Annotated in this window: 26 protein-coding genes and 1 riboswitch; of the genes, 12 read left to right on the plus strand and 14 right to left on the minus strand. The window is 62.7% G+C overall.

Features of this window, described 5'->3' with window-relative positions; genetic code table 11:
* Window positions 1–31 precede the first annotated feature (31 nt).
* Genes QCE73_RS00755 through QCE73_RS00770 form a run of 4 tightly spaced genes read right to left on the minus strand, consistent with a single transcriptional unit; the run spans window position 32 to window position 4,287 of the window.
* Window positions 32–1,225 (minus strand): acetyl-CoA C-acetyltransferase, encoded by a 1,194-nt coding sequence (locus tag QCE73_RS00755; RefSeq protein WP_309879417.1) that lies wholly within the window; start codon window positions 1,223–1,225, stop codon window positions 32–34.
* The gene (gene can, locus QCE73_RS00760) at window positions 1,218–2,000 is read right to left on the minus strand and encodes a carbonate dehydratase (protein WP_035497434.1); all 783 of its coding nucleotides are present in this window, start codon (window positions 1,998–2,000) and stop codon (window positions 1,218–1,220) included. The genes QCE73_RS00755 and can overlap by 8 nt, the downstream gene beginning before the upstream one ends.
* A gap of 29 nt (window positions 2,001–2,029) precedes the next feature.
* Window positions 2,030–3,832 carry a bifunctional isocitrate dehydrogenase kinase/phosphatase gene (gene aceK, locus QCE73_RS00765; RefSeq protein WP_309879418.1) on the minus strand — a complete coding sequence of 601 codons (1,803 nt, stop codon included), beginning with the start codon at window positions 3,830–3,832 and terminating at the stop codon, window positions 2,030–2,032.
* A gap of 32 nt (window positions 3,833–3,864) precedes the next feature.
* On the minus strand, window positions 3,865–4,287 hold the full coding sequence (locus QCE73_RS00770; protein WP_035497437.1) for a MerR family DNA-binding transcriptional regulator: 423 nt from the start codon (window positions 4,285–4,287) through the stop codon (window positions 3,865–3,867).
* A 105-nt stretch (window positions 4,288–4,392) separates the two neighbouring features.
* Between QCE73_RS00770 and QCE73_RS00775 the strand changes: the two genes are divergently transcribed.
* Complete coding sequence (locus QCE73_RS00775) at window positions 4,393–5,466, plus strand: MBL fold metallo-hydrolase (protein WP_309879419.1); 1,074 nt, start codon at window positions 4,393–4,395, stop codon at window positions 5,464–5,466.
* A gap of 6 nt (window positions 5,467–5,472) precedes the next feature.
* On the opposite strand, the gene QCE73_RS00780 is transcribed toward QCE73_RS00775, so the two are convergent.
* On the minus strand, window positions 5,473–7,068 hold the full coding sequence (locus tag QCE73_RS00780; RefSeq protein ID WP_309879420.1) for an ABC transporter substrate-binding protein: 1,596 nt from the start codon (window positions 7,066–7,068) through the stop codon (window positions 5,473–5,475).
* Window positions 7,069–7,253: 185 nt separating this feature from the next.
* A riboswitch (yybP-ykoY riboswitch) is annotated at window positions 7,254–7,429 on the plus strand.
* A gap of 88 nt (window positions 7,430–7,517) precedes the next feature.
* Here QCE73_RS00780 and QCE73_RS00785 point away from each other — a divergent pair.
* Window positions 7,518–8,528 carry a sodium:calcium antiporter gene (locus tag QCE73_RS00785; RefSeq protein WP_309879421.1) on the plus strand — a complete coding sequence of 337 codons (1,011 nt, stop codon included), beginning with the start codon at window positions 7,518–7,520 and terminating at the stop codon, window positions 8,526–8,528.
* 111 nt (window positions 8,529–8,639) lie between these two features.
* Here QCE73_RS00785 and QCE73_RS00790 read toward each other — a convergent pair whose 3' ends face one another.
* The 3 genes from QCE73_RS00790 to QCE73_RS00800 all read right to left on the minus strand — a co-directional run bounded on the left by QCE73_RS00790 (window position 8,640) and on the right by QCE73_RS00800 (window position 12,180).
* Complete coding sequence (locus QCE73_RS00790) at window positions 8,640–8,939, minus strand: flagellar protein FliT (protein ID WP_309879422.1); 300 nt, start codon at window positions 8,937–8,939, stop codon at window positions 8,640–8,642.
* 17 nt (window positions 8,940–8,956) lie between these two features.
* Window positions 8,957–10,483, minus strand: coding sequence for a flagellar filament capping protein FliD (gene fliD, locus QCE73_RS00795; protein ID WP_309879423.1), 1,527 nt, complete (start codon window positions 10,481–10,483; stop codon window positions 8,957–8,959).
* Between the two features lie 188 nt (window positions 10,484–10,671).
* On the minus strand, window positions 10,672–12,180 hold the full coding sequence (locus QCE73_RS00800; RefSeq protein WP_309879424.1) for a flagellin: 1,509 nt from the start codon (window positions 12,178–12,180) through the stop codon (window positions 10,672–10,674).
* 244 nt (window positions 12,181–12,424) lie between these two features.
* Here QCE73_RS00800 and QCE73_RS00805 point away from each other — a divergent pair, with 244 nt between their 5' ends.
* Together QCE73_RS00805 and rpsU are read left to right on the plus strand one after the other, a co-directional pair.
* The gene (locus QCE73_RS00805; protein ID WP_309879425.1) at window positions 12,425–13,375 is read left to right on the plus strand and encodes an aldo/keto reductase; all 951 of its coding nucleotides are present in this window, start codon (window positions 12,425–12,427) and stop codon (window positions 13,373–13,375) included.
* A 346-nt stretch (window positions 13,376–13,721) separates the two neighbouring features.
* Entirely contained in the window at window positions 13,722–13,934 is a 213-nt protein-coding gene (rpsU, locus tag QCE73_RS00810) for a 30S ribosomal protein S21 (protein WP_008351904.1), read from the plus strand.
* A gap of 114 nt (window positions 13,935–14,048) precedes the next feature.
* Here rpsU and QCE73_RS00815 read toward each other — a convergent pair whose 3' ends face one another.
* From QCE73_RS00815 to QCE73_RS00825, 3 genes are all read right to left on the minus strand, one after another.
* Window positions 14,049–14,426, minus strand: a complete 378-nt coding sequence (locus QCE73_RS00815; RefSeq protein ID WP_309879426.1) for a hypothetical protein — start codon at window positions 14,424–14,426, stop codon at window positions 14,049–14,051.
* Between the two features lie 16 nt (window positions 14,427–14,442).
* The gene (locus tag QCE73_RS00820) at window positions 14,443–14,868 is read right to left on the minus strand and encodes a hypothetical protein (RefSeq protein ID WP_035497918.1); all 426 of its coding nucleotides are present in this window, start codon (window positions 14,866–14,868) and stop codon (window positions 14,443–14,445) included.
* A 437-nt stretch (window positions 14,869–15,305) separates the two neighbouring features.
* Window positions 15,306–15,911, minus strand: coding sequence for a DNA-3-methyladenine glycosylase I (locus QCE73_RS00825; RefSeq protein WP_309879427.1), 606 nt, complete (start codon window positions 15,909–15,911; stop codon window positions 15,306–15,308).
* A gap of 114 nt (window positions 15,912–16,025) precedes the next feature.
* Here QCE73_RS00825 and QCE73_RS00830 point away from each other — a divergent pair, with 114 nt between their 5' ends.
* A complete protein-coding gene (locus QCE73_RS00830; RefSeq protein ID WP_309879428.1) occupies window positions 16,026–16,943 on the plus strand; it encodes a BadF/BadG/BcrA/BcrD ATPase family protein in 918 nt (305 codons plus the stop codon).
* A gap of 33 nt (window positions 16,944–16,976) precedes the next feature.
* Window positions 16,977–17,816 (plus strand): Cof-type HAD-IIB family hydrolase, encoded by an 840-nt coding sequence (locus QCE73_RS00835; RefSeq protein WP_238209566.1) that lies wholly within the window; start codon window positions 16,977–16,979, stop codon window positions 17,814–17,816.
* A 47-nt stretch (window positions 17,817–17,863) separates the two neighbouring features.
* Here the strand turns inward: QCE73_RS00835 and QCE73_RS00840 are convergent, their stop codons facing one another.
* From QCE73_RS00840 to QCE73_RS00850, 3 genes are all read right to left on the minus strand, one after another.
* Window positions 17,864–18,151, minus strand: a complete 288-nt coding sequence (locus QCE73_RS00840; protein WP_035497450.1) for a hypothetical protein — start codon at window positions 18,149–18,151, stop codon at window positions 17,864–17,866.
* Between the two features lie 329 nt (window positions 18,152–18,480).
* Window positions 18,481–19,179: an aquaporin Z gene (gene aqpZ, locus QCE73_RS00845; RefSeq protein ID WP_035497452.1), complete on the minus strand. Its 699-nt coding sequence runs from the start codon at window positions 19,177–19,179 to the stop codon at window positions 18,481–18,483.
* A gap of 272 nt (window positions 19,180–19,451) precedes the next feature.
* Complete coding sequence (locus QCE73_RS00850) at window positions 19,452–20,516, minus strand: glycosyltransferase family 4 protein (protein WP_309879429.1); 1,065 nt, start codon at window positions 20,514–20,516, stop codon at window positions 19,452–19,454.
* A gap of 653 nt (window positions 20,517–21,169) precedes the next feature.
* Here QCE73_RS00850 and flhD point away from each other — a divergent pair.
* The 6 genes from flhD to QCE73_RS00880 all read left to right on the plus strand — a co-directional run.
* Window positions 21,170–21,493, plus strand: coding sequence for a flagellar transcriptional regulator FlhD (gene flhD / locus QCE73_RS00855; protein ID WP_035497455.1), 324 nt, complete (start codon window positions 21,170–21,172; stop codon window positions 21,491–21,493).
* 18 nt (window positions 21,494–21,511) lie between these two features.
* Window positions 21,512–22,078 (plus strand): flagellar transcriptional regulator FlhC, encoded by a 567-nt coding sequence (flhC, locus tag QCE73_RS00860; protein ID WP_309879430.1) that lies wholly within the window; start codon window positions 21,512–21,514, stop codon window positions 22,076–22,078.
* 141 nt (window positions 22,079–22,219) lie between these two features.
* Window positions 22,220–23,080, plus strand: a complete 861-nt coding sequence (gene motA, locus QCE73_RS00865) for a flagellar motor stator protein MotA (RefSeq protein WP_035497459.1) — start codon at window positions 22,220–22,222, stop codon at window positions 23,078–23,080.
* A gap of 13 nt (window positions 23,081–23,093) precedes the next feature.
* Window positions 23,094–24,092: a flagellar motor protein MotB gene (motB, locus tag QCE73_RS00870; protein WP_035497460.1), complete on the plus strand. Its 999-nt coding sequence runs from the start codon at window positions 23,094–23,096 to the stop codon at window positions 24,090–24,092.
* Between the two features lie 67 nt (window positions 24,093–24,159).
* Window positions 24,160–24,537 (plus strand): response regulator, encoded by a 378-nt coding sequence (locus QCE73_RS00875; RefSeq protein ID WP_035497461.1) that lies wholly within the window; start codon window positions 24,160–24,162, stop codon window positions 24,535–24,537.
* Window positions 24,538–24,588: 51 nt separating this feature from the next.
* Window positions 24,589–26,109: Hpt domain-containing protein (locus tag QCE73_RS00880; RefSeq protein WP_309879431.1), on the plus strand; the 1,521-nt coding region annotated here is incomplete at its 3' end.

Here is a 26,109-nt window from a genome sequence, read left to right on the forward strand (position 1 = left end):
GGCGCACAGCACCCGGACCGGCCCGCACGACTCAAACCAGTTCCAACCCCATCGCCGTCGCTTCGCCGCCGCCGATACACAAACTCGCGACGCCACGCTTCAACCCGCGCGTCTTCAATGCGCCGAGCAAGGTCACCAAAATGCGCGCACCCGAAGCGCCGATCGGATGCCCGAGCGCACATGCACCGCCATTCACATTGACCTTGTCGTGAGGCAGATCGTGTTCGCGCATCGCGGCCATCGTCACGACGGCAAACGCTTCGTTGATCTCATACAGATCGACATCGCTCGCGCGCCAGCCGTTCTTCTCGAAGAGCTTCCTGATCGCACCGACGGGCGCAGTCGTGAACAACGCAGGTCCCTGCGCGAACGTGCTGTGCCCGACGACGCGCGCAATCGGCTTCACGCCAAGCCGCTTGGCGGTCGATTCGCGCATCATCACGAGCGCCGCCGCGCCGTCCGAAATGGATGACGAATTGGCCGCCGTCACCGTGCCGTCCCTGGCGAACGCGGGCTTGAGCGACGGAATTTTCTCGATGTTCGCCTTGAACGGCTGCTCGTCGCGGTCGATCACGGTATCGCCTTTCCTGCCTTGCACGGTGACCGCCGCGATCTCCCACTTGAACGAGCCGTCTTCGTTCGCCCGTTTCGCGCGCCGCAGCGATTCGACCGCGAACGCATCCTGCGACTCGCGCGAGAACGCATACGATGAGGCGCATTGCTCCGCGAACGTGCCCATCAGGCGGCCCTTTTCGTAGGCGTCTTCGAGGCCGTCGAGGAACATGTGATCCAGCACCTGACCGTGGCCCATGCGCATGCCGCCGCGCGCCTTCGGCAGGAGATACGGCGCATTCGTCATGCTTTCCATGCCGCCCGCGACGATCACGTCGACCGATCCGGCCAGCAGCATGTCATGCGCAAACATCGCGGCGCGCATGCCGGAGCCGCACATCTTGTTGATCGTCGTGCAGCCGGTCGACAGCGGCAGCCCGCCGCCGAGCGCAGCCTGACGCGCAGGCGCCTGGCCTTGTCCGGCGGGCAGCACGCAACCCATGATCGCTTCGTCGATCTGCTCGGGTTTCACCCCCGCGCGCTCGACCGCGGCCCTGACTGCCGCGGCGCCGAGTTGCGGCGCGGTCAGCGAAGCGAAGTCGCCCTGAAACGCGGCCATCGGCGTGCGCGCCGCCGAGACGATAACGACGGGATCGGTTTGTGTCTCACTCATGTTTCAACTCCTTGATGACGCCTTGAATAACGGCGGGAATATCGCCCAGACGCGCCGCATCGGACGCGAGTACATCGTTCTCCGTGGAATGCGCGCCGCCGCGGCTCATTTCTGCAATGCCGGCGCGATACACCGGATCGATTTCGTCCGATGCGCTGATCATCATGCCCATGTTGCGCAAACGGCCATCGTGCACGCCGTAGGTCCAGCCATGCACGGTGAGTTCCTGCCCGCGCGCCCACGCATCGTTGACGACGGTCGTGCGGCACACGTTGATGGTCTGCTCGATCGTGTTCAACTCGACGAGACGACGATGCCGCGCATCGCCCATCGGCCATTCGTCGAGCAGCGCGGCGTGCTTCTCGCGCACGTCTTCGACATGGCGCAGCCAGTTGTCCGCGAGACCGACGCGCCGCCCGACGAGCGCCGCGCCCACGCCCGAGCAGCCGTAATGGCCGACGACCATGATGTGCTTCACCTTCAGCAGATCGACAGCGAACTGGATGACCGACAGACAGTTGAGGTCCGAGTGCACGACCACGTTCGCGATGTTTCTGTGCACGAACACTTCACCCGGCGGCAGGCCGATGATTTCGTTGGCGGGCACGCGCGAGTCCGCGCAGCCGATCCACAGATACTCCGGCGTCTGCTGATGCGCGAGACGCTTGAAGAAATCGGCGTCCTCGGCGAGCTTGCGCTCAACCCATTCCTGATTGTTCGCGAACAGATGGGCCAGCGGAGTCGGGGATTCGTTGTTGTCGGGAGTGTGGTTCATAGTCGATAGTCAAAGCGGGACGGCGCGCGTCAGGCGGCGCGCGCGTCCTGTCGACCGGACTTCTCGAAGCGCTCCGGATACCGGATGCTGAATCGGACGTCCCGGTCATAGGGAAAGAAATCGGCGAGCTCGCCGCGCTGCAGTTGTTCCTTGTAGCGCTGCCAGAGCGCGGGATCGAAAAAATCCGCGTGATGGCGCATGAAGGCCTCGCGCACGCGCGGATCGCCGAGCAGAAATGTGCCGTACGTTTCGGGAAAGATATCGTGCGGCCCGACGGTATACCACGGCTCGCCCGACAGCTCGTCTTCCTCGTTGCGCGGCGGCGGCACGCGGCGCACGTTGCAATCGGTCAGATACTCGATTTCGTCGTAATCGTAGAACACCACGCGACCGTGCCGCGTCACGCCGAAATTCTTGTACAGCATGTCGCCGGGGAAGATGTTGGCCTGGATCAACTGCTTGATCGCATCGCCGTATTCCTTGATGCCGTGATCGATTTCGTCATCGCTGCCGTCTTTCAGGAAGAGATTCAGCGGCACCATGCGGCGCTCGATATACACGTGTCTGATGACGAGATTGTCGCCTTCGTACTCGATCATCGACGGCGCTTCCTTCTCCAGTTCGCGGATGAGCGCGTCGTCGAGGCGCGAGACGGGCAGCGCGACGCTTGAATATTCGAGCGTATCGGCCATGCGGCCCAGGCGATCGTGACGCTTCACGAGCTGATACTTGTCCTGAATCTTCTGTCGCGTGGTTTCCTTCGGCGGCGGAAACGCGTCCTTGATGAGCTTGAACACGTAAGGAAACGACGGCAGCGTGAAGACGATCATCACGAGCCCCTTGATGCCGGGCGCGACGATGAACTTATCGCTCGAATGCGACAGGTGATGCAGCAAGTCGCGATAGAAATCGTTCTTGCCCTGCTTCTGCAGGCCGACCGACGTATAGATTTCGGCCTTCGGCTTGCGCGGCATGATCGTGCTCAGGAACTGCACGAACGCCGACGGCACCTCCATATCGACCAAAAAATACGAGTGCGAGAAGCTGAAGATGATGAGCACCTGCTCGCGCGACAGCAGCACGGTATCGAGCGCAAGCAGGCCGGGCGACGTGTGCCGGATCGCGATGGCGAAGGGCAGCAGCGCATCGCCGTTGATGACGCGCCCGACGATATACGCCGCCTTGTTCCGGAAGAACAGCGATGACAGCACATGAATCTGAAAATTCGGCGCGGGCGTGAGATCGCCGAAGGCATCGCGCATCGCGTCCATCACGCACTGCACGTCGCGCGGCAAGTCCTCGAACGGCGGCTCTAGCTGAAAGTTCGTGACGATGCGTTCGAGCGTCGCGGCGAGGCCGTCGTTCTGCGGGTAATACGCGCGATACGTGGGCTTCGCGGCGGGTTCGTCGTTCTCGATGTATTCGGTCGAGATGGCCGGGCGCACGAAGATGAAATCGTTGTTGAAATACGAACGATGCAGAATCTTGCAGCACACGGAATTGAAGAACGTCTCAGCGCATTCGGGCTGCCGGTGCGTCGTCAGCAAGCCGATGTAATGCAGCTTGATCTGCTGCCACACGTCGTCGTCGATGTTCTCGGCGTCGTATTCGTCTTCGAGCGACGTCACGCATTCCGCGACGCGATCGTCATACGACGCGATGCGGTTTCGCGCCAGTTGCTGCAACGCGAGCCATTCGCCGCGCTCGAAGAGACTCTTCGCGTCGATCGCGGCTTCGCGGAACACGCGGTAATGATGCTCGAAGCCTTCGAGTATCGTCTGCGCGACATCGAAGCCGATTTGCGACGAGAGCAGCTTGGGGAAATGATTCATGTCGACCCTTCGCTTCGCGTGTGACAGTCACATCATGCTGCTTTGGGCTTGCGTGTGCGCTTTTCCGTTCCCGCAGCGATCAGCGCGCGGCCTTGCTCCTCATAAGCGGCGAGTTCGGTGAGTGTCGTGTTCAGGTCTTCGAGCTGACGTTCGAGCACTTCGCGATGCGCCGCGATCGTATCGACGAAAGCTTGCAGTTGCGTGGTCGAGCCGGTGGGCGAGTCGTAGAGATCGAGCAGCGTGCGGATTTCCGACAGCGTGAAGCCGAGCCGCTTGCCGCGCAGCGTGAGCTTGAGGCGCGTGCGGTCGCGCGGCGAATACACGCGGCGCAGGCCGTTCGAGCCTTCGCGCTTCGGGGCGAGCAGGCCCTGATCTTCGTAGAAGCGGATCGCGCGGGGCGTGATGTCGAATTCACGCGCCAGTTCGGTGATGGTGTAGTGCGTCGGCTGAGTCATCGCGGGCCGGCAGCGCAATTGCGCGCGCAACGTTAGAATGGATGTTTACGTTATCGTCAACTTCGCCAAATTGCAACGCGGCGCAAACCCGGAGGCACGGACCGAATGAACGCCCTCGAACACCAGCTCGATTATGTTTTCGCCGACACACTGCCCGAATCGGGCGGCGTCAAGGAAGTGGCGCCGGGCGTGTTCTGGTTGCGCATGCCGTTGCCGTTCGCGCTCGATCACATCAATCTCTGGCTGCTGCGCGACGAAATCGACGGCGTGAAGGGCTGGACCGTCGTCGATTGCGGCATTTCGAGCGACACGATCCGAGCCAACTGGGAGCGCGTGTTCGATTCCGTGCTCGATGGCCTGCCGGTGCTGCGCGTGATCGTCACGCATTGCCATCCGGACCATCTGGGCCTCGCCGACTGGATCTGCAACGGCGGCGACAAAAAACGCTGGAACGTGCGCCTGTGGATCTCGCTGGGCGAATACGCGATGGGCCGCGTGATGGCCGCGGGCGATGGTTCCAACGCAGGCGGCGAGCGCGCGGCGGCGCATTTCGCGGCGCACGGTCTGACCGACGAAGCCTCGCTCGATGCCCTGCGCAAGCGCGACAGCTATTACCCGACGCTCGTGCCGTCGATTCCCGCCGAATACCGGCGCATCCGCAACGGCGATGTCATTCATATCGGCACGCGCAATTGGGAAGTGGTGTCGGGCTACGGCCATTCGCCGGAGCACAGCGCGCTCATCTGCGCGGCCGACAAGCTGCTCATTTCCGGCGACATGGTGTTGCCGCGCATCTCGACGAACGTGTCCGTGTTCGCGGTCGAGCCGGAAGGCAATCCGCTCGCGTTGTATCTGGAATCGCTCGGCCGCTATGAAACGATGCCCGCCGATACGTTCGCGCTGCCGTCGCACGGCAAGCCGTTTCGCGGTGTGCAGACGCGCATCGGGCAATTGCGCGAGCATCATCGCGCGCGGCTGGCGGAGGTGCGCGAGGCGTGCGCCGCGAAACCGTGCAGCGCCGCCGATATCGTGCCGATCATGTTCAGGCGCAAGCTCGACATTCATCAGATGACATTCGCGCTCGGCGAAGCGCTCGCGCATCTGAACCTGCTCTGGCTCGATGGAACGTTGAAGCGTCAGACCGGCGACGATGGCGTGATCCGCTTCACGCCGGCCTGACATTATTCACTGCACCGAAACGCCGCCGAAGTTCACGCGCCCGAACGGACTCACGTTATAGCCGCTGACATTCGCACGCGTGAGCGCGGCGGCCGTCGGATACACGAGCGGAATCCACAGCGCCTGATCGTGGATGATCTTCTGCGCATCGACATACGCCTTCGTGCGCTGCGCGACATCGGCTGTCGATTTGCCGTCGGCGATGAGTTTGTCGAGCTGGCTGTCGCAATAGCGCGCGAAGTTGATGCCCGACTTCACCGCGTTGCAACTGAAGAGCGGCGACATGTAGTTGTCCGGGTCGCCGTTATCGCCGGCCCAGCCCATGAACAGCATGTCGTGCTGACCTTGTTTCGCTTCCTTGATCAGTTCGCCCCACTCGATCACCTTCACCTGCGCCTTCACGCCGATCTTCGCGAGGTCCGCCTGCAGCAGTTCGGCGCCGGCTTTCGGATTCGGATTCAGCACGCTGCCGTTCGGGCGGACCCAGATCGTCGTGTCGAAACCGTTCGGGAAGCCGGCGTCGGCGAGCAGCTTCTTCGCATCGGCGGATGAATACTTGTACGCCGTGACGTTCTTGTCGTAGCTCCACGTATTCGGCGGATACGGATTCACCGCGGGCGTGGCCGTGTTGTCGAACACGGTCTTCATATACGTCGTGCGATCGAAAGCCATGTTGATCGCCTGACGCACCTTCGGATTATCGAGCGGCTTCTTCTGCGTATTGAGCGCGACGAACGCCGTCATGAACGCGGGCGCCTCGCTCACTTTCAGCGATTTGTCCTTCTTCGCGTCGAGCACATCCTGCGGCTTCGGCGACAGCGCGATCTGGCATTCGCCCGCCTTGATCTTCTGCGCGCGCACGGACGCATCCGGCGTGATCGCGTAGATCAAACGGTCGATCTTCGGCTTCGGGCCCCAGTACGCCGGATTGACGTCGTAGCGGATCACCGAATCCTTCGTATAGCTTTTCAGCACGAACGGCCCGGTGCCGATGGGCTTGCTGTTCAGATCGTTTTGCTGGTTCGCCTTCAGCAGCTTGTCGGCGTACTCGGACGAGTAGATCGAGGCGAATCCCATCGTGAGAATCGGCACGAAGGTCGCGTTCGGCTCGTTGAGCTCGAATTTCACGGTGTGGTCATCGACCTTCGATACGGCCTTGATGAGCTTCACGAGGCCCATCGACTGCGCGTGCGGAAAGCCGCTCGCGCCCGCGACCTTGTGCCAGGGATTGCTGTCCGACAGCATGCGCTCGAACGTGAAGACGACGTCGTCGGCGGTGAGCGGACGCGTGGGCTTGAAGTAGTCGGTCGTCTGAAACTGAACGTTCGGACGCAGATGGAAGGTGTAGGTCAGGCCGTCGCTGCTCACGTCCCACTTTTCCGCGAGCGAGGGCGCGACCTTCTTCGCGGCTTCGTCGTAGGAGACGAGCGTATTGAAGATGACATCCGCCGACGCATTGGTCGTCACGAGCGAATTGAATTGCACGACGTCGAAGCCATCCGGGCTCGATTCGGTGCAGACGGTAAGCGGCTTGGACAGCGCAAGCGTCGGCGTGGCGAAGCATGCCACTGCGGCGGCTGCGGCAAAAAATTTCAGGCGCATGAGATCTCCCGATCTTCATTTTTGTTCGTGGATGAGCATGGCGCGCACGCAGCAAGCGACGCGCCCGGCGCGGCTAGATTAGCGAATGCATCGTGCGCCGACAACGATTCGATCGGCATACGCATATTCATGACATTTCTCCGCCGCACATGCGCGGCTTGCCCAAACCGGGCACAGCAGGCTAAACTTGCGCCGTCTTTGGGGAGTAGCCTTCCTTCGTGAGCGAAGGAGAACGCGTCAACATCCTCGGCCCTGCTGCCGTGGCGCGTTCGACCGGAACGGTTTGGCGAGACCATCGATGCGCTATGTCGTTCTTGGTCGGACGGCGCGTGGCGCATCGTGGTTCGCTTGACGTCCGGCCGTGGAATCATCGTGTCCCCGCAACTACAACATCCCTGTCTCTCGCGCACGCTTGCGCGCCTGTCGCATGTTTCGATGCGAGGTGCCGCATGACGATGCTCTTCCTCGAACTCGCGTTGATGCTCGCGATCATTCTGGTCGCCTCGGAGCTTTTCACGAATGCGCTCGAACATCTCGGCGAACGGCTCGGCATTTCCGAAGGCGTGACCGGATCGCTGTTCGCGGCGGTCGGCACGGCGTTGCCGGAGACGACGGTGCCTATCATCGCATTGCTCGGCGGTACATCGAGCCGTGCGGTCAACGAAGAGATCGGCGTCGGCGCGATTCTCGGCGCGCCGCTCATGCTCGCGACGCTTTCCACTTGCCTGATGACGGTCGCGATTCTCAAGTCGCGCGGCTTGCGTGGACGGATCATGCCGGAGCGCAGCGGCTTCACGCGCGATCTCAACTTCTTCCTGTGCGCGTTCCTGATCGCGTGCGCCGCGATGTTCGTGCCGCATCATGCGTGGCAGGTGCGTGCGCTGTTTGCGGCTGGCCTGGTCGGCGTTTACGTCGTCTATGTGATTTCGACGTTCAGGGCTTCGGCGAAGCTCGTCGAGGGCGGGCATGGGACGGAGGCGCCCGAGGCCCTGTTCGCGTCGCGTCTCGGTTTGAAGACGTCGCTCGGCACGATCATGCTGCAGTTTCTCGTGGGCATCGTGTTGCTCGTCGGCGGCGCGAAGGGGTTCATTCACGGCGTCGAGGGCGTGTCGCATGCGCTGGGGATTTCGGCGCTGCTGCTGTCGCTCATCATCATTCCGATCGCCACGGAATTGCCCGAGAAGGTGAACAGCATCATGTGGGCGCGCAGAGGGAAGGACACGCTCGCGTTCGGCAACATCACCGGGGCGATGGTGTTTCAAGGGACGTTGCTGCCGGGAATCGGCATCATGCTGACGCCGTGGGAGCCGCGGGTCGAGGTGCTGACCGGCGTGCTGATCACGCTCGCGGCGGCGGCGTGGCTGCGGTTCAACGCGAAGGATAACGGCGTCGTGCTGTGGGCGCTGCTCGGAAATGGCGTGCTGTACGCGGCGTATCTCGCGTTGACGCTCGGGCGCTGAGAAATAAGAAATGCCCGCCGAAGCGGGCATCAAGAGCGAAGCAGCGCGCCGGACATCGGCGCGTTGTTCTTGTTGTTCTTAGAAGTGTTATCGGCGCGGAAAAAGAAAACTTTAGAACCGCGCTGCCTGTTGATACCGGCTCGCGGCCTTCGCTCCGTCCATCGAACGGCGATAAGTCTCCGAAAGCGCCGTTTGCGCCGTGTGGGCACGCGCGGCAACTGCATCGATGCTTGCCTGAATCTTGCGAATGACGATGAGCGCCTCCGCAGGCTGCTCGGCCTGCAGCGCCATCACGAGCGGCGCGCGCGCTTGCGCGAGCTCGGCGGCATGCGCCCAGTCGTCCTTGCCGACGGCTTCGTCGATCGCTTCGGTCAACGCCCAGGCGTTCTGGATCAATTCGTTCTGGTTCATGGTCCGGTGCCTTCCCGTTACTTCGAGTTCGTAGCCAGCGCGCCCGCGCTGTTGGTGCCGCCGAAGAGCGCGGTCAGATAGCTCGATTGCGTGGCCATCGACGACATCAGCGAGTTGAGCGCCGTGAACTGGGCGTTATACGAGGTCGTCAACTGCTGCGTGTACGAGGTGAGCTGCGTCTGCTGATCCGCGATGCTCGTCAGGTCGTCGTTGAGCGCGCTCGTGCGCGTGTCGATGATGCCGCCCGTTTGCAGAAACGCCGTGAGGCTCGTGTTCAGTTGCGCCGCGACGCCGTCGGTCGAATTGAAGAGCGAAGCGACGGTGCCCGAATTGTTCGTCAGCGCGGCGGTGAGCGCGTCTTCGTCCGTGCTGAGCGATCCGTCAGGCTGCAACGTGATGCCGATCGACGCGAGGTTCACCTTGCCCGTTCCCGCGCCGATGCCCTTGCTGATCGTGCTCGCGAGCGTGTTCTTGATCGTGTTCATCATCGAGTCGCCGAGCAGCGCGCCTTGCGAGCTGGCCGTCGAATCAAACGAGGTGAGGGATGCCGCCGTGCTGATGAAGTTGTTGTAAGCCGTCACGAACGAGTCGATGGCCGTCTTCTGGCCGCTGACGTCCTGGCCGATCGTGAGCGTCTGCGTCGTGCCGACCGAGTCCGCCGTGATCGTCATCGAGACGCCCGTGACCGCTTCCTTGATCGTATTGCTCGCGCTCGTGACCGGCGTGCCCGCGACGGTCAGATGCGAGTCCACGCCCGAGCTCGACTGCGCCCAGCCGTTCGCGCCGTCGATCGTCGTGTGCTCGGCAACGGTAATGGTCTTCGTCGAATCGTTCGGATCGGGGTCGGTCGTCGTGGTGGACGATTTGACCGCGAGCTTGTTGATCGCCGAGCTGCTGTCATCCGCGTTGACGGTGACGTTGATGGCGTTGGCGAGTCCCGTCGACGTGGAGCGCAGCACGAGGTGCGCGCCGTCCGAACCGTTGACGATGGTCGCCGAAACGCCGGGATTGTCGGACGCCGAATTGATCGCCGACACGATGCCCGAGAGCGTGTTGTTGGTGTCGTCGAGCTTGATGGTGCTCGTCTTGTCGCCGACCTTCAGCGTGATCGAGCCGGTGCCGAGCTTGTCGGTCGACGAGAACACGCCGGACGTGAGCGATTGCGCCGACGCGACATTCGTCACCTTCACCGCGTAGCTGCCCGCGACCGCGGTGGTGTCGGCGCTGCCCGTGAGGCCCTTGCCGTCGGCGGTGGCGGTGAACGAGCCGAGCGTCTTGCCGTTGGCCAGATTCGTGATCGAGCTCTGTAGCAGCGAGAGCACGGACTTGAGCGTGCCGATCGCGGTGAGCTGCGTGTTGTCGGCCGTTTTCTTGTTGTTGAGCGCGTCGGTCTGTCCCGCGACCTTCGCGTTGACGATCGCGGTGACGAGCGAGTTCACGTCCATCGTCGAGTTCGTGGAACCGCTGATGATCGACTGCGCGGCCTGCTGGACGGCGCTCGTCGGATCGACAGTGGAACCCGTTGACGTGGCTACGGTGGTCATGTGTACTCCGGTCGTTTTCGCTTCGCGATCGTTGGAAATTGGGCGGGAGGCGTCATCTCCCGGAAATGCGCACAGGGAGACGAGCTCCCGGTGCGCTGACTGCTTGTGCTTCTTTGCTGCGATGTTTTGTTACATCCGGCGCGCATTGTACTGATGACGCGCGCCGGTTACAGCGTCGGCGATGATGCTTAGCCGAGGAGCTTCAGAACCTGCTGGGGCATCGAGTTCGCTTGAGCCAGCACCGAGATACCAGCTTGTTGCAGCACTTGAGCCTTCGAGAGGTTCGCGGTTTCCTGCGCGAAGTTCGCGTCGGTGATCTGCGACTGAGCCGACGACAGGTTGGTCGATTGTTGCGTCTGCGTTGCTGCGATCGACGAGAAGCGGTTCTGTGCAGCGCCCAGACCTGCCTGGATGCTGTTCACCGCGTTCAGCGCGTTGTCGATCGATTCGATCGCGACGTTTGCGCCGTTCGCCGTCGTCAGGTCGATGCTCGACACGGCAACCGGGTTGTTGGTCGCGTTCGCCGTTGCGATCGCTGCGCGGCTGGCCAGTTCGTTGGCCGTGCCGAAGCCGGTCGGAGCGGTGGCGCCGAGAGCGCCGGCCGCGGTGAAGGCGAGCGTCGAGCCGGCGCCAGCCGTGCCCGGCGTGACCGTGAACAGCGAAGCTGCGCCGCTCGAGAGCGCGTTGCCGCTCTGGTCGGTGAACTTGAAGCCGCCGCTACCGTCAGCGAGAACGTTGATCGACGTGATCGCGGCGGATGCGCCGGTTGCTGCCGTACCGTCTGCATTCAGCGCGACGCCGGAGATCGTGCCGAGGTTCTGGTTCGCCGTCGCATACGTGCCGGTGCCGGTCGCGCCGTTCGTCGAGCTGATCGTGCCGAGAGCCGTTGCGGCAGTGCCCTGAGCCGTCGCTTGAACCGTCTTCGCGAACGCGTTCGAGCCCGACAGCGTCAGCGGCTTCGGATTCGTCGTCGAACCGGCCGTGCTCGAACCGAACAGCGACGTCGTCACGCTCGACGACAGCGCCTGGTTGTTCTGGTCGGTGAACGTGAAGCCGCCGTTGCCGTCAGCCAGCACGTTGATCGACGTGATCGCCGGGGTCGTGCCTGCCGAAGCGGCTGCGCCAGCGCTGTCGAGGCTGATGCCGCTGATCGTCGAGATCGTCGTGCCCTTTTGCGGCACGCCGCCGCCGAGCTGAGCAGCCGAGACGCCCTTGCTCAGGTCGATGCTGATCGTCTGACCGACGTTCGCGCCGACCTGGAAGCTGACCTGGCCAGCCGAACCGTCGAGCACGTTGGTGCCGTTGTACGTGGTTTGCGAAGCGATACGGTTCACTTCAGCGATACGTTGCGTCACTTCCTTCTGCAGTGCTGCCTGGTCGGTCGACGAGAGCGAGCCGCTCGAAGCCTGCACGGCCAACTGACGGATACGCTGAAGGTTGTCCGTGATCTGGTTCAGGCCGCTCGATGCCGTCTGGGTCATCGACACGCCGTCGTTCGCGTTCGAAACGCCTTGGTTCAGGCCGTTGATCTGCGAGGTCATGCGCGAAGCAATCGCTTGACCGGCGGCATCGTCAGCAGCGCTGTTGATGCGCTTGCCCGACGACAGGCGGGTGATGGCCGACGACAGCGCGCTTTGCGTGTTGTTCAGGTTCTGCTGGGCAACCAGCGAGTTGATATTGCTATTGATACCGATCATTTTTTGCTCTCCTGGGAGACTTGGTCTGGCTTTGGCTTTGGCACCGAGTGTTGCCTGGCGGTCCTGCGCTCGGTGATAGCCGGCCGCCTACTTGTGGTTATCGGGCCCCTCGAAAAAAACTTAAGCCCTGCGCAAACGATTTGTGTAACGAATGCGCTCGTAAGCCTGCGAACGCTCGCCCAGCAAGGCGCAGGTTTCGCGCGTATGCTTTTCGATCCGTTCTTTTCGCGCATTCGGAGCACACATGCAGACACGCAGCATCGGCACATCGGACCTGAAAATTGCGCCGCTCGTCTTCGGCGGCAACGTATTCGGCTGGACTGCCGACGAGCGCACATCGTTCTCGATCCTCGACGCGTTCGTCGACCACGGCCTGAATTTCATCGATACCGCGGACGTCTATTCCGCCTGGGTCGAGGGGCATCAGGGCGGCGAATCGGAGACGATCATCGGCAAGTGGTTCAGGGAAAGCGGCAAGCGCCATCGGGTCGTGCTCGCGACGAAAGTCGGCAAGCTCGGCACGCGCGCCGGGCTGACGGCGGCGAACATCGCGGCGGCCGTCGACGATTCGCTGCGGCGTCTCAAGACCGATTACATCGACGTCTACTTCTCCCATTACGACGACGAGAACACGCCGCTCGATCAGACGCTCGACGCGTATCAGAAGCTCATCAAGGCGGGGAAGGTGAGGGTGATCGGCGCGTCGAACTACACGGGCGAGCGGCTCGACGCGGCGCTTGCGATGGCGAAGGAGTCGGGCCTGCCGGCTTATCAGATCCTTCAGCCGGAATACAACCTCTACGATCGCGAAGGCTACGAAACCGGTCTGGAGCCGGTGGCGCAACAGCGCAAGATCGCGGTCGTGCCGTACTACGGGCTCGCGAGCGGTTTTCTGTCGGGCAAGTACCGGTCGAAGGAAGACACGCGGCACAAGGCGCGCGGCTCGCGCGTCGAAAAATATCTGAATGCGCGCGGTTTCAGGATTCTCGATGCGCTCGACGAAGTCGCGAAACGCAACGACACGACGCCCGCAACCGTCGCGCTCGCATGGATGATCGCGCGCCCGAGCGTGACGGCGCCGATCGCCAGCGCCACGTCGGTCGCGCAACTCGAAAGCCTCGCCGCCGCGACGCGCCTGCAACTCGCCGCCGAAGACATCCAGCTCCTCGACGAAGCCAGCGCGTGGCAGAAATAAATCTGTTGCATCAATGGGTTGGATGGATCGGGGGAGTTGGCAGTGGTGCGGTGTTCTGGTAACATCGCGCCCGAATCGAGAAATGTGCCCGATTTCCTGCCTTCGTCGCTGAGAATGACAACGTCAACAAGCAGCGGCGAACGGCTCCGAAACGCGCGTTCGTGTGGTTCCTTCGAAAGCGCATGCCGCTTTGGCGGCTGAATCCCAACGATCTCTTTTCCGGCCTCCGTGGCCGCTTTGCTCGTGTCCGCCGCGCCATTCATGTCCGGCGGACGATCGGAGTGCCGGGGCGCGGCAGCTCTATCGTCGCGCGCTTGAAAATACGTTTAGCAAACTCAGGATTTACATGACCACTATCGTCCTCAAAGAAAACGAGCCGTTCGATGTCGCGATTCGGCGTTTCCGCCGTACCATCGAGCGCAATGGCCTCATCGCCGAACTGCGCGAGCGTCAGTCGTACGAAAAGCCGACCACCGAGCGCAAGCGCAAGAAGGCAGCTGCTGTCGCGCGTCTGCGCAAGCGCCTGCGCAGCCAGATGCTGCCGAAGAAGATGCACTAAGCATCTTTGGCCGGCGAGAGTTTTCGGATTCTCGTCCGCATGGCAAAACGGCGGTGCGACCCGTATGGGCGCACCGCCGTTTTGTTTGTGCTTCGAACTACGCTATTGCGCGTGTCACACGAACGCGTGACGCTTTCCGAGCGCGGAGAGCAGTTCCGGCCACTCGTCGATATCGGCGTAATCGTGCACTTCCTCAAGCTCGATCAAGAGATCGATGATGTTCGGATCGTAGGCATTCACGTTCGATGCGTAGAGCGCGCGCAACAGCCCGCCGTCCCGCGCATGACGGTAGTACGAGATGCCGACGCCTTCCAGCTCGGGCTCGTACAGCTCGTCGCGCACGAGCGAGCCGATCGCGCACTTGCGGCCTTCCGGACTGCGGAGCCGGCACGAACCGTTGTCGTCTTCGGACACCGCGCGCTGCATCAGCAAGTGCTCGCTGACGCGCTCGTAAATCTCCTTCGGGCTCAACATCGTAATGGGGCTCAACATCACAGCACCTGCGATATCACGCAGCCGTTTTGAGAAGTTCGGCGGACAGCCCGAACTGACGCGCGATCGACGTCAGACGCTCGCGCCACTCCCACTTGCCGAAGACGTCGTGCACGTTCTGCAGACAGGAGAGCAATTCGACGGTATTGGGATCGAACACGTTGATGCGCGCACGAAGCAGCGCGCGCCTGAGCGCCGCGACGCCGACATCCATGTACGCCGGCACCTGCTCGGGCGGCTTCGCGATATAGCGAATGGGCACGCCTTCCATCGCGGTGATGTAGTCGCGCGGCTTGATGAAGCTGCCGACAGGACAGCCGCCGCAGTAACCGCGATAGGCGCCGCCGCCCTGCGGCAGCAAAGCCGCTTGCCCTTGCACAAAAAGATGCTGTACGGCGCCGTTGAAAATCTCCTGATGGGTCAGGAAGTTCAAGCTTTTCATGATCATCTCCCCTGCGCCCCTGCGCAGCGGCCGTGCGTTTGAGTTTTCGAGAAGCTGCACCTGCTTACCGGAGCGGCGGCGTCGTTGCGAATGTGGCGCAACCTGAATGAACGCTTCGCTGCTCGGACACTGCATCGAGCACGGCGGTTTCCCGGCCTGGCTCGCGTCGGATTTCTACACTCAGTGAACGATCCGTACACCGTCAGTTATAACGGTTCGGTCCGGTAAAAAGGTGCGCCAGCGCACGCGAGGACGCCATTTTTACACGGCTCGTACGTTCGTGCAGTGCGGAAAACCCGGCAAAAAGCCTTGCAGTTCGGGGCATTGCGCGTGCTTCACTGCAAAAAAATCGGCTTCTATAGGTGTTTACGCCGAGAGGCGTATTTTGTACTCAGACGTGTTGCCAAAAAGCAAAAATTTCCCGCATACGAATGTCTTCAGCGTGTGGATTTGGCGGCAGTCTTCCTTTTTGTCTTAGGTTTTCCTCGCGATATGCAACCGGCGGCGTGATCGTTGACCAAACCGGTGGCTTGCATGAAGGCGTAGCAAATGGTCGTGCCGATGAACTTGCAGCCGTACTTCTTGAGCGCCTTGCTCAAGGCGTCGGATTCGGGCGTGGACGCGGGCGTGGGATTCGCGACATCGCGCGGTGTATCGATGGTTTTGCCATCGACGAAAGACCAGACGAAGTCCGCGAACGAGCCGTGTTCCTGCTGGATCTGCTGCACGGCGCGCGCATTGAGCACCGCCGATTCGATCTTCGCCCGGTTACGCACGACGCGCGCGTCCTGCACGATCCGTTCGATGTCTTTCTCGGTGAAGCGCGCCACCTTGGCGATGTCGAAGCCCGCGAAAAGCGTCCGATAACCCTCGCGCTTGTTGAGGATCGTCGACCAGGAGAGCCCGGCTTGCGCGCCTTCCAGAATCAGCATTTCGAACAGATGCTGGTCGTCGCGCGAAGGCACGCCCCATTCGTCGTCGTGGTACTGGATCATCGCGTCGGTCGTGGCCCAGGCGCAGCGGGTGTGATCGGTGTCTGCCATTGCGAGTCCTCGTCGTTTTTTTGGATCGCGTCAGCATAGCCGAACGTCCGCGCCGCGCCACCTCTGCCATTCGGCCAATTGGCGCGCGCCGTGGCCACCGGTAAGCTTGCGTCCATGACTACATCCTCGACATCGGAATTCAACGGCTTCCTGCTCGGCATCGACGGCGGCGGAAGCGGCACCCGCGTCGTCCTCGCGGACGCCCACGGCACCGAGCTCGCACGCGCGAATGGCGGACCGTCGGGGCTCGGGCTCGGCGTCGAACGTGCGTGGCAGTCCATCGGCGATGCGTGCCGGCGCGCGTTCGACGCAGCCGCGCTGCCCTTCGACTGGCGCGACTGCGTGCTGGGCTGCGGACTCGCGGGCGTGAACAACGCGGACTGGCTCGCGGCCTTTCACGCGTGTGCGCCGGACGTGCGCGCGTTGCGCGTGGAAAGCGACGCCTACACGACCGTCCTTGGCGCGCATGGCGGCGAATCCGGCGTGATCGTCGCGCTCGGCACGGGCAGCATCGCGGCGTCGCTGGACGAGGCGGGCGTGTGCCGCATCGCGGGCGGCTACGGCTTCCCGAGCGGCGACGAAGCCAGCGGCGCGTGGCTCGGCCTGCGCGCGGTCGTTCATCTTCAACGCGTGCTCGACGGCCGCGCGACCGAAGACGCATGGTCGCGCGCGCTGCTCGCACGCACCGGCGCGACGGATCGCGACAGTCTCGTCGTGTGGCTTTGCGCCGCGAACCAAACGGGATACGCGACGCTCGCGCCGACCGTGTTCGAGTTCCACGATCATCCGGTCGCGGCGCGGCTGCTCAAGCGCGCGGCGCTCGAAATAGAGCGTCTGGTCGCAGCGCTCGATACGGCGGGCGCGCTGCCCGTCGCGCTGTGCGGCGGACTTGCCGCGCCTTACGAACCGTTCGTGTTGGACGTGTTGCGGGAGCGGGTGCGGCCGCCGCGCGCGGATTCGGCAGCGGGCGCGCTCGAACTGGCGCGGCGCGCGGCGTGCGCATTCGGAGCTGCCGGTAGCACGGCGCGATAAAATAACGAGCTTTGCAGCACCACAAAGGCAGTCATGTACTCGGTCATCGCTACTGATCTCGACGGTACGCTTCTGAACAGCGACCACCAGCTCGACCCCTTCACCGCCGAAACCGTGCGCACGCTGGCGGCGCGCGGCGTGCCCATCATCATCGCGACGGGCCGGCATTATCGCGATGTCGCTGGCATTCGCGATCTGCTCGGCGTCGACGCGTATCTGATCACGTCGAACGGCGCGCGCGTGCATGCGCCCGGCGACGAGCGCATCTATTCGCGCGACCTCGATCCCGCCGCCGTTCGCCGTCTCGTGCAGCCGGAACTCGCGGGCGCGCACGGCCGCGTGATCGTCAATCTGTTCGCCGACGACGCCTGGCTCATCGACCGCCACGCGCCTGAACTGCTGGTTTTCCACCAGGATTCGGGCTTCAAGTACGAGGTAATGGATTTGCGCGAGCATGACGGCGTGAACATCGCGAAAGTGCTGTATATCGGTGAGCCGGCGGATCTGAAGGAAACCGCCGCGAATCTGGAACGTGAATTCGGCGACTCGCTCTACGTCACGTATTCGCTGCCGGATTGCCTGGAAGTGATGACGTCGGACGTATCGAAAGGGCGCGCGCTGCGCTTCGTGCTGGAGCGGCTCGATGTCGATACCGCGCAGTGCGTCGCGTTCGGCGACAACATGAACGATATCGATCTGCTCGAAACCGCCGGGCATCCGTTCATGATGAACAACGCCAACCCGGACCTCATCAAGCGTCTGCCGGACGTGCCGCGCGTCGGAAACAACTTCGAAGCGGGCGTCGCGCATCAGTTGCGCAAGCTGTTCGGCATTCGCGACGAACTGGCGTCGCCGGGACAGACGCCCGACTGAGCATCGGGCGCGGCGGGCCGCCGGGTTTGCCGGCAGCCCGTTTTCGCTTATCCGCGATGGCCCCAGTTGTTGCCGTAGCCGCCGTGGTTCCAGCCCGCGCGGTTATAGCGGCCGTAATCGTGGCCGTAGCCACCGTGCCAGCGCGGTTCCTCATGGCGATAGTACGGCGCGCGATACGCCGGCGCCGCAGGACGCACGTACACCGGAGCCGGCGCCACATAAGCCGGCGCGCCGAGCGAAACGCCGATGTGCAGATCGCTGTGAGCCTGAGCCGCTCCGACAGCACCGATTGCAAGGCCGGTCGCGACGAGCATTTGGGTGACGATGCGCTTCATTGTCTTTCTCCTTTAAAGCGACGTGTGTCGCATGAGTTCAATGTAAGCGTCCGCCGTCTTACATGCTTCGAGGACTTGTTACGGTGTGCAAGGGCGGCGTAAGGACGGCGGAAAGGGAAGCCGGACGGGTGACATCGCCGGAAGCCTTGTCGGACGGCCCTTCCGCGTTTTGCTCTGTGTACAAAAAATTGGGATCGCAACAATTCATAAGCATGCTGCGTAATTCTGCATTACATTTGTCGCGCGCTTTTAATCATTCGAATGCGCGGCGTAGCGTGAAAACAAAAACGGGCGCATGTAGCGCCCGTTTTTTATTTTGCCGCCGACGCTTACTTCTGGCGCGTCAGAGCCGGATACAGCAGACCGGCGAGAATCGCACCGACGATCGGCGCGATCCAGAACATCCACAGTTGATCGAGCGCCCAGCCGCCGACAAAGAACGCCTGGCTCGACGAGCGCGCCGGATTCACCGACGTATTGGTGACCGGAATCGAGATCAGGTGGATGAGCGTCAGACACAGGCCGATCGCGAGCGGCGCGAAGCCTTTCGGCGCGCGGTCGTCGGTGGCGCCGAGGATCACGAACAGGAAAAAGAACGTCATCGCGACTTCGCAGACGAGCGCCGCCACCATCGAGAAATGACCCGGCGAGTGCTCGCCGAAGCCGTTCGCGGCGAACCCGCTCGACGTGAAGTCGAAGCTCGGGTTGCCCGTCGCGATCAGGTAGATGACCCATGCGCCGAGCGTCGCGCCGATCACCTGCGCGACGATGTACGGCACGAGATCGCGCACCGGGAAGCGGCCAGCCGTCGCGAGACCGATGCTCACAGCCGGATTCAGGTGGCAGCCGGAAACGTGTCCGATGGCATAGGCCATCGTCAGCACCGTGAGGCCGAACGCCAGCGCAACGCCAGCGAATCCGATGCCGAGTTGAGGAAAGGCCGCGGCGAGCACGGCGCTTCCGCAGCCGCCCAGCACGAGCCAGAAAGTACCGAAAACTTCAGCGCCGAGACGCTTCGACAAATGCATGATTCTGCCTTCGTGAAAAATTGAAAAGCCATTGATTTAAAACAAGAACGCGTGTTGCGCTTGCGGAGCGGAGTTTAAGCGCGGAGTCTTTGGCGAACTGTCAAAAATGGTGGATCGGCTCTCAATTCACGGGCATCGAAACGAAACTTCGGATTGTTCCTTATAGGGTGTGTAAAAACGCGCGGAGCGCTCGAACGGTGTGCGCAAAAAAATACCGCCCGGCAAGCGGGCGGTATTCGATGCGACCTGAAAGTCAGGCGAGCGGTTGACTATTACCCCGCCGCGACTTGACGCAGCACCGGGCGCTTCGCGGCCTGGAGCAGCGCGGTATAGCTCTCGACGTAGTTCTGCGCCATCGTGTGCGCGCTGAAGCGGCGTTCGAACTGCGCGCGAATTTCCGTGCGCGAGAGTTCATCGAGTCGTTGCAGCGCGCCGACTGCGCCCTGCACATCCTCGCAGATGAAGCCCGTCACGCCGTGATCGATCACTTCCGGCACCGAGCCGCGATTGAACGCGATCACCGGCGTGCCGCAGGCCATCGCCTCGATCATCACCAGGCCGAACGGCTCGTTCCAGTCGATCGGGAAAAGCAGTGCCTTCGCGCCCGACAGGAATTCCGGCTTCTGCGCCTCGTTGATCTCGCCGATGAACTCGACATGCGCCTGCGACAGCAGCGGCTCGATCGTCGACTTGAAGTATTCCTGGTCGACCTTGTCCACCTTCGCGGCGATCTTCAGCGGCAGACCGCTTTGCGCCGCGATCTTGATGGCGAGATCGGCACGCTTTTCCGGGCAAATGCGGCCCAGGAACGCGAGATATTCCGGCTTCTTGTGCGGCTGCGGCGTCAGCAGTTCGTTCGGCAGACCGTGATAAACGGTGTTCAGCCAGTTCGCCTGCGGCAGCGGGCCACGCTGATTGTCCGAGATCGAAATGACGTTCGCCTTCGTGAACGTGTTGAAGATCGGCTGCAGTTCCGGCAGATCGAGACGGCCGTGCAGCGTCGTCACGAACGGCGTATCCATCTGCGTGAACAGCGGGAACGGCATGTAGTCGAGGTGGAAGTGCAGCACGTCGAACTCGTGCGCGCGCTGGCGGACGGTTTCGAGCAGCAGCATGTGCGGCGCGAGCGCGTCGCGCACGGTCGGGTCGAGACGCAACGCACGCGGCCACACCGCGTCGAGCGTCGCCTTGGTTTGCGAATCGCCGCTTGCGAACAAGGTTACATCGTGGCCGAGCTCGACGAGCGCATCGGTCAGATAAGACACGACGCGTTCAGTGCCGCCGTAAAACTTCGGAGGAACTGCTTCGTGCAACGGTGCAATTTGTGCGATTCGCATAACGTGACTCTCCATGTAGGTGAGGCATTGCAGTCACGCTCCGGTCGAGCGCTCAACACATGCCATTCGGGCGGGCCGCGTGTGGTGTAGACGCCGCCCGAGATCGGCCCGGAGATGAAAAACATCGCGACCGGGTTATCCCTTACTGCCCATTATCGGGATCGAGAGCGGCATTTCACGTCATTTTTCAATCGCTTATCGTTGTTACAGCGCGAAACATGTGCTGTTACGAAGTCAGAAATTGCACCAAAAAAGATGATGTAGACGGATTTGAAGCGTGGAACACGCCGCGGGGTTCTTATAAGCAATTTGCGGTCCTGCGGGCCGAACATTGTAGCTATTGACGGTCTGACGCGGCCCACAACGAAACGCCGAAACACCGGCATTAAGTCAGACGAATAATTGCCGATAACTTATGTCTGCCGATCGGCAAGCGAAGGGCGTGGGCGTGTAAGAAATATTCCTACACGAATCTTCGCGAAACTCCGTCGTTGCGTCGGAAGGTTTGTCCGACAGGCGCGGCCGCGGGCATCGGCGACAATCGAATCGAGACCAGACAACGCGCGCGGGGCCGCATTCGCCTGTCCTTTGCGAATTCGAGCAAACGTTCACCCGCCGGGCCTGACCAGCCAAGTATCGATTCGGGGAAAAAAATGACGATCAGCAATACGAATACGCTCGCGGAAATCCGCGAGGTGAATCTGTCGTACTTGCTCCTCGCACAGCGGCTCCTTCAGGAAGACCGCGTTTCGGCGATGTACCGCCTCGGGCTTTCCGCGCAGGTCGCGCAGGTGCTGACTTCGCTGACGCTCGCGCAGGCGGTGAAAGTGGCGTCGTCGAGCCATTTGCTGTGCCGCTTCCGTTTCGACGACCACACGCTCCTCTCGTCGCTCGCCGACAAGGACAAGAGCGCGGCGCTCGCGCACGCCCACGCGGCGATCCTGCTGGCCGACGGTCCCGTCGAGCAGATCGGCTGAGCCGCGCGCGACAGCCCGATGGCGACAAAAAGCGTGGTCGCGGAAGTCCGCGAAATCACCCTGGCTATTGAACTGATCGAGCTGGGTGCGCGGCTGCAGTTGCTCGAAGCGGAAACGAGCCTTTCACGCGACCGTCTCATCAAGCTCTACAAGGAGCTGAAGGGCGCGTCGCCGCCGAAGGGCATGCTGCCGTTCTCGACCGACTGGTTCATGACCTGGCAGCCGAACATTCACTCGTCGCTGTTTCACGCGATATATCGCTTCGTCGATACGCACGGCGATGTGAAGTCGACGATTCAGACGATCGTCAAAAGCTACCGTCTGTACCTCGAACATCTCGAGATGCACGGCGACGAGCCCGTCCTCTCGCTCACGCGCGCGTGGACACTCGTGCGCTACTTCGAATCCGGGATGCTGCAGACCAATGCCTGCACGCGCTGCGGCGGACGCTTCGTCGCGCACGCGTACGAACTGCGCGCGGGCTATGTCTGCGGCCTGTGCCAGCCGCCGTCGCGCGCGGGCAAGACACGCAAGGCGATTGCATCGTCCGGCGCGACGGCGCGCGCACCAGGCATCGCGGCCTGACGCCGCACTTCCGGCACGGCCCTGCTGCCACGCGGGGTTTACCGTTTGCCGTCCCATTGGATTTGCCCCCAAAGTTTTTCAGTCGAGTGCCGTAAACCACTTAACGGCGGTCTTACCGCATCAAAACGTGAGGACTCGACTGTGCTGATTTTCGTTGGATCGCTCGTGACATTGCTGTCCGTTTTCGGCGGTTACGCGCTCGAAGGCGGCCACCTTGGCGCGCTCATGCAGCCGGTCGAGATTCTGATGATCGCGGGCGCGGGCGTCGGCGCGTTCATCCTCGGCAACAACGTCAAGACCATCAAGGCGACCATTCAGGTTCTGCCGACGCTCTTCAAGGGCGCGAAGTACGACAAGAGCATGTACATGGAGCTGATGGGCCTGCTCTACGTGCTGCTCGCGAAAGCGCGCAAGGAAGGCACGCTCGCGCTCGAAGCGGATATCGAAGATCCGGCGAAGAGCCCGGTCTTCAGCCAGTACCCCAAGATTCTCGACGATCACCATATCGTCGAATTTCTGACGGATTATCTGCGCCTCATGGTCAGCGGCAACATGAACGCGTTCGAAATCGAAAGCCTCATGGACGAGGAAATCGAGACGCATCACGTCGAGGGCGAAGCGCCCGCGCACGCGCTGACCAAGGTCGGCGACGCGATGCCCGCGTTCGGCATCGTCGCGGCCGTGATGGGCGTCGTGCACACGATGGCCTCCGCCGATCAGCCGCCCGCGATTCTCGGCGAGATGATCGCGCAGGCGCTCGTCGGCACCTTCCTCGGCATTCTCCTTTCCTACGGTTTCATCGGGCCGCTCGCGAATGTCGCGGAACAGCGCGTCGCGGAGCAGACCAAGATGTTCCAGTGCATCAAGGTGACCATTCTCGCGAGCCTGAACGGCTACGCGCCCGCGATCGCGGTGGAGTTCGGCCGCAAGGTGCTGTTCTCGACGGAACGTCCGTCGTTCTCCGAACTGGAAGAACACGTGCGCCGGGTCAAGTCGAAGTGACCGGAGCACAGCGATGAGCAACGACAGCGAACGGCCCATCTTCATCAAGCGCATCGTCGCCGGCAAGAAGGGGCATCACGGCGGCGCGTGGAAGCTCGCCTACGCGGACTTCATGACCGCGATGATGGCGTTCTTCCTGCTGATGTGGCTGCTTTCGTCGACGTCGCCGGTGCAGCGGCGCGGCATCGCCGAGTACTTCAACATGCCGCTCAAGGCTGCGATGGTCGGCGGCAAGTCCGTCGGCATGGACAACAGCATCCTCACCGGCGGCGGCCGCGATATTTCCAGCAACGAACCGGGTTCGGCGCGCAGGTCCGACGGCAGCACGCAACTCGCGCAGCGCGCCTCGTCCAACAACGACGAAGAATTGCTCAAGGCCGCGCAAGGCGAGCTCGAACGGCGCGAGCAGGTGCGCCTGCACGATCTTCAGGTGAAGCTCATGGCCGCGATCGAGGCCAATCCGACGCTGCGCCAGTTCAAGCAGCAGATCCGCATCGAATCGACGGAGCAGGGCTTGCGCATCGAGATCGTCGATACGCAGAAGCGCCCGATGTTCGCGCTCTCCAGCAACGCCGTGCAGCCCTACATGCGCGACATCCTGCGCGAGATCGGCAAGACACTCAACGACGTGCCGAACCGCATCGTCGTGCAAGGACACACCGACGCCGTGAAGTACGCGGGCGGCGAGAAGGGCTACAGCAACTGGGAGCTGTCGGCGGACCGCGCGAACGCGTCGCGGCGCGAGCTGGTCGCGGGCGGCATGGACGAAGCGAAGGTGATGCGCGTGCTCGGGCTCGCTTCGACGCAGAACCTGAACAAGAAGGATCCGCTCGATCCGGAGAACCGGCGCATCAGCGTCATCGTGCTCAATCGCAAGACGGAAATGTCGATGCTGCGCGACGACGGCTCGCCGGGCGCGACGCTCGACAACGGCACGGACGCGCAAGGCGCGCCGGCGACGGCGCTCGGCCAGCTCATCCCCGGCGTCGCGGCACCGCGCGCCGCGCATTGAGCAAATTCCCCGAAAAAGACGCTCAAGACTCGGCACGTTTCGACCGTCATCACGGCAAGAGACAAACATGATCAAGAACATTCTGGCAATCGACGATTCAGCCGCGATGCGGCAAATCCTCTCGGCGACGCTGGCGACGGCGGGTTACGAAGTGACCGTCGCGTCGGACGGCGACGAAGGGCTGGAGTGGGCGCTCGCGGAGCGCTTCGACCTGGTTCTGACCGACCAGCACATGCCGGGCAGAAGCGGACTCGATCTGATCGTGGCGCTGCGCGCGAACCACGCCTATCGGGCGACGCCGATCCTGGTCCTCACGACCGAAGGCGGCGAGCCTTTCAAGGACGCGGCGCGCTCGGCGGGCGCGACGGGCTGGATCGAGAAGCCCCTCGATCCGGACCTGCTGACCGAACTGGTCGCCGCGCTCTCGGAAGACACGCAGCACTGAAGCGAAAGCAAAAGACAACCCGCGCACGCACGCGCCGACGGTGACTCAAGCATGACACTCGACATTACCCAGTTCTATCAAACCTTCTTCGACGAAGCGGATGAACTGCTCGCGCAGATGGAGCAACTGCTGCTCGTTCTGGACATCGCGAATCCGGACCCGGAAGACCTCGCGGCGATCTTCCGCGCGGCGCACTCGATCAAGGGCGGCGCGGCCACGTTCGGCTTCACCGCGCTCACCGAGACGACGCACATCCTCGAATCGCTGCTGGACCGGGCGCGCAACAACGAGCTCGTCCTGCGCCGCGACATGATCGACACGTTTCTCGCGACCAAGGACGTGCTCTCGGATCAGCTCGCCGCCTATCGCGCGAGCACGGAGCCGGATGCAGCCGCGGCCGCGGCGATCTGCGCGAAGCTGGAGCGCCTGAAGAACGAGCAGGCCGAGGGCGGCCAGCCGGGCCAGATCGAGCCGCCCTCGCTGCCGGGCACGGCGAAGAACGCGGCGACGCTGAACGTCGCGCCCGCCTATGAAGGCCCGAACGCGCCGCCCGCGCACGTGATCGCACAGGCGGCGGACGTGATCGAGGACGACGGCAACTGGGACGGCGCATTCGAACTCACTGATGGATCGACACATGCGGGAACCGCTGCCGATGTGACGCCGGGACACACCGGCGCGCTGGCGGCGGATGCAGGACCCCACCTGAAAATTACGCTACGGGGGGTGGGCGAGAAGGACCTGGCGACTCTGATCGAGGAGCTGGGGAATCTGGGAAGCATCGTCGGAGAAAAGAAGACGGACGCCGAGTATGTGGTTTGGCTCGACTCGGACGTCCCGGCCGACGATATCGTCGCCGTGTGCTGTTTCGTGATCGATGAAAAGCAGATCGCGATCGGCCGTGGCGACGCGGCGGCGCAATCCGCCGAAGCAGCGCCAGCAGTACCGGCAGTGCAACCCACGCTACACGAAGAGCCGAAGCAATCGCAGGCGCATGCAGCGCCCGCATCCGCGGCTGGCAAGGAAGCAGTGAAAGAAGAATCGGCGGCGGCGGCGGGCTTGCAGGTCCCGTCCGCTGCCCAACCGACGAAATCCGCGGCGAGCGACGCCGACAAGAAGGCGCGTCCGCAGGCGGCCGCATCGGCGGAGGGCAGCTCGATTCGCGTCGGCGTGGAGAAGGTCGATCAGCTCATCAATCTGGTGGGCGAGCTCGTCATCACGCAGGCGATGCTCGCGGAAACCACGAGCACGTTCGATCCCGCCCTGCACGACCGTCTTTTCAACGGTATGGCGCAATTGGAGCGCAACGCGCGCGATCTGCAAGAAGCCGTCATGTCCATCCGCATGATGCCGATGGACTACGTATTCAGCCGCTTCCCGCGCCTCGTGCGGGATATCGCCGGCAAGCTCGGCAAGGAAGTGGAACTCGTCACGTTCGGTCAGGCGACCGAGCTCGACAAGAGCCTGATCGAACGCATCATCGATCCGCTCACGCACCTCGTGCGCAACTCGCTCGATCACGGCATCGAAACCGTGGAAGCGCGCCGCGCGGCGGGCAAGTCGACCACCGGC

Origin of the sequence: Caballeronia sp. LZ029, from assembly GCF_031451275.1 — a bacterium.
GTDB lineage: Bacteria > Pseudomonadota > Gammaproteobacteria > Burkholderiales > Burkholderiaceae > Caballeronia > Caballeronia jiangsuensis.